Annotated in this window: 7 protein-coding genes; 4 read left to right on the plus strand and 3 right to left on the minus strand. The window is 52.9% G+C overall.

Annotation, left to right across the window (positions count from 1 at the left end):
- The first annotated feature begins 237 nt into the window (after positions 1-237).
- Positions 238-564, plus strand: a complete 327-nt coding sequence (locus tag L6D77_RS25210; protein WP_232882446.1) for a DUF2790 domain-containing protein — start codon at positions 238-240, stop codon at positions 562-564.
- Positions 565-594: 30 nt separating this feature from the next.
- Here the strand turns inward: L6D77_RS25210 and L6D77_RS25215 are convergent, their stop codons facing one another.
- The 3 genes from L6D77_RS25215 to L6D77_RS25225 form a co-directional block, all read right to left on the minus strand.
- Positions 595-945: a DUF3147 family protein gene (locus tag L6D77_RS25215; RefSeq protein WP_232882445.1), complete on the minus strand. Its 351-nt coding sequence runs from the start codon at positions 943-945 to the stop codon at positions 595-597.
- A gap of 158 nt (positions 946-1,103) precedes the next feature.
- Positions 1,104-2,009: a cation diffusion facilitator family transporter gene (locus L6D77_RS25220; RefSeq protein WP_232882444.1), complete on the minus strand. Its 906-nt coding sequence runs from the start codon at positions 2,007-2,009 to the stop codon at positions 1,104-1,106.
- Between the two features lie 55 nt (positions 2,010-2,064).
- On the minus strand, positions 2,065-2,244 hold the full coding sequence (locus L6D77_RS25225; RefSeq protein ID WP_236170192.1) for a zinc ribbon domain-containing protein: 180 nt from the start codon (positions 2,242-2,244) through the stop codon (positions 2,065-2,067).
- Between L6D77_RS25225 and L6D77_RS25230 the strand changes: the two genes are divergently transcribed.
- The 3 genes from L6D77_RS25230 (at position 2,203) to L6D77_RS25240 (ending at position 5,897) form a co-directional block, all read left to right on the plus strand.
- Positions 2,203-2,460 carry a hypothetical protein gene (locus L6D77_RS25230; protein ID WP_232882478.1) on the plus strand — a complete coding sequence of 86 codons (258 nt, stop codon included), beginning with the start codon at positions 2,203-2,205 and terminating at the stop codon, positions 2,458-2,460. The genes L6D77_RS25225 and L6D77_RS25230 overlap by 42 nt on opposite strands.
- A 440-nt stretch (positions 2,461-2,900) precedes the next feature.
- Positions 2,901-4,598: a phosphoethanolamine transferase gene (locus L6D77_RS25235; RefSeq protein ID WP_232882443.1), complete on the plus strand. Its 1,698-nt coding sequence runs from the start codon at positions 2,901-2,903 to the stop codon at positions 4,596-4,598.
- A gap of 714 nt (positions 4,599-5,312) precedes the next feature.
- Positions 5,313-5,897, plus strand: coding sequence for a hypothetical protein (locus L6D77_RS25240; protein ID WP_236170191.1), 585 nt, complete (start codon positions 5,313-5,315; stop codon positions 5,895-5,897).
- Positions 5,898-6,000 lie beyond the last annotated feature (103 nt).

Raw genomic sequence — 6,000 nt, forward strand, 5'->3', positions numbered from 1 at the left:
TACAATCTATTACATGTCCAAATTGTAATTTCACCATCATCTTGTCGTTAGCCGCCTTTGCTAGTTTAAGGGCAGCACACAGGCAGCGCTGCTTTGGAGTCGTGGTAATCCAAAGCAGCATGGTGGGAGTAACGAGAGCCTGCTCACGCCGATGCATTCACCTTGGAACCAGATGCTCCCTTGGTAAGGTGAATTTTAGCGCCCTGTCACGGGCGCTTTTTTATTAATGGTATTTTCATGAAAACAACTAGATACGCTATCGCCGTGTTCATGATTTTTTCATCACTAACAGCCAATGCGCAAAGCGGTATGGAGATCAATCAGCGAACCGAGCGTGCTGCTAGGGATGCTACAGCTGACTATGCGCAGAGTGTTAAAAAGCCAATGCCTGAGCTTGAGGACTACACCTACGGTATGAGTCTCGATATCGGTAAGTTGGTCTACGTTTCGCCCAGCGTGCGGTACTGCGGTAACCTGAGCAGTATGATGAGCTACGAGGACTCGAACGGTGAACTGCACATGGTTCGCTACCTTGTGAAAGGCGAGTGCATCAACAGCCGGTGAGCGGCAATAGATTGCCTCCCAATGGCTGGCTCATAACAGCTCGATGCCAAATCGACGTAGTAGTAAGGAAAAACCACCAAAACTTGCCATGGTGATGACAATGCTGGTGAGGAGTGTCGGCCAGAAGCCCAACTTGGGCAGCAATACGGGAAATGCGATAAACATCGGCAGCGTCGGAATCACATACCAGAGCGTGTACCAGGCATGGTTGGAGATCTTCTCCATGCACTGGCTCTCCAGGTAAAGCCAGATCAGCGTCAAGACGGTGACCAAGGGCAGGGCGGCAACCAGGCCGCCCAGCTTGTCGCTGCGCTTTGCCAGCTCAGACACGAGAATCACTATTCCGGCGGTGACCAGGTACTTCGTGATGATCCAAGTCATCGCTGAACCTTCTGGAGGTAGTGGAGTGAATCTGGCGAGATCGCTCATCAGGAGCTTGCGAAGTACTTCTGCCGGTGAAGCCTAACCTTCCCTGCCTTTCTTCTACACCACCCCCCTCGGCGCGGTAGGTGGTGTAGGACTAGGTGATTACCGACCGATCAGTGCGACGGCGAAGGGGTGTTCTGGTGAAATGCTGTGCGCTCGATCTGAATGGTGCAGTGATGGATTTCAAACGCATCGCTGACTGCATCCACGACAGCTGCAAGCACAGCGTCCCCATCTGCTGAGTCCCGAATCACGACGTGCGACGTCATCACGTTGCTGCCGCTACTGACGGCCCAAACATGCAAGTCATGGACGTCCGTGACGCCGTCGACCTTGAAGATTGTGGACTCGATTGCCGCAATGTTGAGTCCCCGGGGTACACCCTCCATAAGTATCCCCAAGCTCTCGCGAAGCAGTTGCCAGGTCCTCGGCAGCACCCAAAGCCCGATCGCGACAGCGACAACCGTGTCGACCCAGGTCCAACCGGTAAAACGGATGATGAGGGCGGCAATGATCACGCCCAACGAGCCGAGCATGTCGCTCCAGACTTCGAGGTAGGCGCCTTTGATGTTGAGGCTCTCGCTGCTGGCAGATGCTAGCAGTCGCATCGAAATCAGGTTGATGATAAGGCCGGCAATCGCGATCCACATCATCGCTCCAGTGGCGATCTCCGCCGGCATAAAGAAGCGCTGGTAGGCCTCGTACAAGATGTACATCGCCACTAGGAAGAGCAGCACGGCGTTGAACGTTGAGGCCAAGATCTCCAGTCGCGCATAGCCAAAGGTTCTTTTTTGATCCGCCGGCCGCTTGGCGATCTGGAGCGCAATCAACGAAATTGCCAAGGCGGCGGTGTCGGTGAACATGTGGGAGGCATCCGACAGCAGCGCAAGGCTGCCCGTAATCCATGCGCCGATCACTTCAGCGATCATGAAGCTGCCGGTCAGGGCCAATGCCATGACTAGTTTTTTCTGATGTCCCCCACGTACTGCGGCACTGCCATGATCATGATTCGATCCCACGTATTTCTCCTTGCGCAGGGTAGTGGTCGCGTTGGCTTTTCAGTGTGGCCGAGCGCTAAGTCGTGGCCTGGCCGCACTGGCTGCAGAATTTTGCTCCTGCAGTCAGAGAAGAGCCGCAGGCTGTGCAATCACTCGCTAGTGGTGTTCCGCAGTTTAGACAAAAGCGTGCAGATGGGGCGTTTGCGGTCTGGCAGTGCCTGCACGCCTGCAGATCTTTAAGTGGGGATTGGGCTATTACGCGCCCATTGTCAGTCCTCCGGCCATTTCCGTCGCAGTTATGCTGCTGCTCATGGTGGCTATGCCGATCATGCCGATCACTTCCATGCTCACCACCGTGGTGCTTGCCACCGCCGTGGTTTCCACGGCCGTGGTGCCCGCCCAGGAAATTTTTGAAAAAGCGCATGGGGCTCGTCCCTCATCGATAGGTGACATAAACACGAGCAAAAGATGAAAGAAGTGTCTGCTCGTGAGAATGACTTTTACGTTGAAGTGAAAGTTCAAAATTAGCGTACGTCAAAACGAAACCAGATTGTTTGTGAAATTTGATTTAATTCATTGGGTGGTGCTGATGAGTCAGTGGTCGGACCTTTCTGAGCTTTTATCATAGCCTGAGCGGTTGCAATGAAAATAGTCATTGCCGAGATTCTGACAGCATTGTAATCACGAGGTCATCATGTCGTTATCGTGAGCCGGAAATAATGCGCCTAGCGAGAGCTTATTTTTCATTTGATTCCTATGCCCCACACATCCTAAGCGTCCTGAAGTCACGGGGTTCAAGGTCTCTGGAGCTCCCATGCCCGCATGCGCTCAGTATCTGTCGAGGGCTTGCCTGGCAGCTTCCTAGTACTCCAAAGCCAGCGCCGTGGATGTACAGCCCTTCAGAGCTTTATGATGACACCTTCCAAATCCATTGTTCGTATCCTGTTAAGTAAATGGTTCTTTGCTATTCGCAATGCTCGACAGGAAGGCATTAGTACCAATTTACTTGTCGGGCTAGTAACGCTCTGGCTGTTGCTGTTGGCGAATGCTGAGCTTTGGCGTGTGCTCTGGCGTTTGGTATTCAACACCGATGAAGTTAACTGGCTGCTCGCGGCCAGCTTGCCAGTTGTAGTGTTCGTTTGGGTGTTTACCGTACTCAGCTTGCTGTCATGGGGACGGCTTGCCAAACCTCTGCTGTGCCTGGTCCTGATCAGTGCGGCTTTCGCCAGCTACTTCATGAGCACTTACGGCATTGTCATTGATTACACGATGTTCACCAACGTTGTGGAAACCGACGTCAGTGAGGTTTCCGAGCTGCTGAATTGGAAGCTTAGCCTCTGGGTGGCAATGGTAGGGGTATTGCCCATCTACGTAATCAGTCAGGTGCCCCTCCGTCGCAAGCCCTGGACCAAGGCGGTGGCTAGCAGGCTCATCGTCCTGTCGCTCGCCCTGGTCACCCTTGCGGGCATCGTGCTGAGCCAGTACCAGTCGTATGCCTCTTTGCTGCGCAACAATCGGGAGATCCGGCTCATCCTGATTCCGACCAACCTGTTTGCGGCCGGACATGGTTACCTGAAGCGCCAGTTGGCCACACCGAAAACGCTAACCGCTATCGGTACCGATGCTGTGGTGCCACAGCTCGGAGTGGCTCGCAAACCCAAGCTGCTGGTACTGGCAATTGGGGAGACCGCGCGTTCCGCCAACTTCTCCCTCAACGGCTATTCCCGTGATACGAATCCTGAGCTGGAAAAGCGCAATGTCATCAGCTTCTCGAATGTGAGCTCTTGTGGCACAGCCACCGCAGTTTCGCTGCCGTGCATGTTCTTGGACGTCGGCAAAGACGAGTACAAGGACGGCTTGGCCAAAAGCCGAGAAGGGCTACTCGATGTGCTTCAGCGCGCAGGCATCAGCGTCATGTGGACTGATAACAACTCGGGCTGCAAAGGGGTCTGTGACCGGGTGCCTAATCGCAAGACTACCCTACGCACAGATGCTCAGTTGTGCACCAGCGACGAGTGTAAGGATGGGGTGCTGCTCTCGGAGATGGAGGACTTCATCAAGCGTCAGGAAGGCGATGCAGTCCTGGTGCTCCACTACAAAGGCAGTCACGGACCGGCCTACTACAAGCGCTACCCTCCGCAGTTCAAGAAATTCGAGCCGGTTTGTGAGACCAATGAACTGGACAAATGTAAGCAACAGGAGGTGATCAATGCCTACGACAACTCGATCCTCTATACCGACTACGTCACTGCAGGGCTGATTGATATCCTGGCCGCGAACAGCAAATTTGACACTGCGCTGATGTACGTTTCGGACCACGGGGAGTCGCTGGGGGAGGGCGGCCTTTACCTGCATGGGCTGCCCTATGCGATGGCTCCAGATGAGCAAACCAAGGTGCCATTGGTGCTCTGGATGTCTGACTCTCTCGCGAAGAGCGAACGCCTCAATGTGGGCTGCTTGAAAGCTCAGGCAAGCTCGCCACTGAGTCATGACAACCTTTTCCACACTGTACTCGGGATGATGAGCGTCCAGACATCCTCGTATCGCTCAGCCCTGGATTTTACGGCCCCGTGCAAGCCTTTGGCCGGTAGCACTTACTCAGGCCTCTAATGCTGAAAGGGGTGGGACACGTCGGGCTGCCAGCGCATCCTCGCCGGTTTGTTTTGACAGGTGTAAGAAGTTGTACTAACTACATAGCAGTACTCAACAACGCGAGCGGAAAAGGAAATTTTGCATGAGCATCAAGCCAGGCCCTAAACGTACCAACGAAGATGGCACGCCGGACAAAAGGCAGCGAGTTACGCCTGAGAAGCAAAAGGAGCACCCGGACTTGAAACCCCACAAGCATAAAAAGGGGGAGTAAGACAGAAAAGCAGCTCTCCGGAGCTGCTTTTTTATTGCATACCAATAGCCCAACCACCTAGTCGATTTGCCACCGCTACCTGTCTAAAGAGGATCGGTGCCCATGCGTGCGTAAAGGAAGGGGGTCAGCAGAATGGAATAGGCAAGATCATCTTGATTTCCAATTGTCATTCTCTAGCTTGCTCTGAGTTACCTGCCCGCTGGAACAGCGTAGCTGATGCAAATCTACTGGTCAGGAGGGTGAGGGTTCGCCCAGGTTGGATGCTAGCTGATGTGAACGCTTGCCATGGTTAGAAGGCGGTCACCCGTCACTGACCGATTTCGACCCAAAGCTGCCTCTCGCAGATGGTAGGATTGGGCCAGGTAGACCTCACAAGCGGGCGCGTTAAGCTATTTTCACTCATAGACACGCTACCGGTGATTTTGTAGTCTCGGGCAAGGTCACATCGCTTTTTGGTGCTCATGTGGCGTTTCTACCTCTTGATGCAATTGGTTCAAGAAGTTCCGAAAAGTAAAACTATGCGACACAAATGGCTGATAAGATTGCGCCTTTTTTTCGCTCACCGATTGTTAGAGCGTTTTAAATTAATGGATATTATTGCGACCCTTCGAAGAAAGATTGATCAAGCGGGTGCTGGTGATCATACTCTTGGACTGATGGCGATGCTCGCGCACGTTGAAGTTGCTTATAAACATTTGAAGAGGGGGCAAAAGTACGCCGATGATTCGGCATTCACTGATGCAGTGTATAGAACAAATCAAGCATTCGAAGGCGGCCTAAAAGAAGCTTACGGTGTTCTAGCCAAGAAAAGCCTTGACAAGGCGCGAATATTTGATATTGAGCAGTTCTTTAGTAAGTCCAACGTCTTCAGGAAGAGAGTACTGGATCAATTTACGAACTACAGGCAGGAGTGGAGAAACCCATCTACTCATGATCACAAGTTGGACTTCAGCGAGAGTGAAGCGTTCCTCGCTATCGTGTCGGTAACAGCGTTCTCTTGTCTTCTTGTTGACGAGATGGCTTTGTTGCCGCTGACCGAAAACTGACCCAGTAGAGGCTGTTCTGCCGACTGAAAACTGACCCAGGTGTTCAACTGCTTCTGCTCAATTTTTGAGCAGGAGAACACAGGGTGATCAGTATGGAAATGAT

Origin of the sequence: Pseudomonas parasichuanensis, assembly GCF_021601385.1 — a bacterium.
In the GTDB taxonomy this organism is placed as follows: Bacteria; Pseudomonadota; Gammaproteobacteria; order Pseudomonadales; family Pseudomonadaceae; genus Aquipseudomonas; species Aquipseudomonas parasichuanensis.

What these genes read in the sequence shown, in the direction of transcription:
- L6D77_RS25210 (WP_232882446.1), top strand. Translation starts at nt 238, where the DNA reads ATGAAAACAACTAGATACGCTATCGCCGTGTTCATGATTTTTTCATCA.
- L6D77_RS25240 (WP_236170191.1), top strand. Translation starts at nt 5,313, where the DNA reads ATGTGGCGTTTCTACCTCTTGATGCAATTGGTTCAAGAAGTTCCGAAA.
- L6D77_RS25215 (WP_232882445.1), bottom strand. Translation starts at nt 945, where the DNA reads ATGACTTGGATCATCACGAAGTACCTGGTCACCGCCGGAATAGTGATT.
- L6D77_RS25235 (WP_232882443.1), top strand. Translation starts at nt 2,901, where the DNA reads ATGACACCTTCCAAATCCATTGTTCGTATCCTGTTAAGTAAATGGTTC.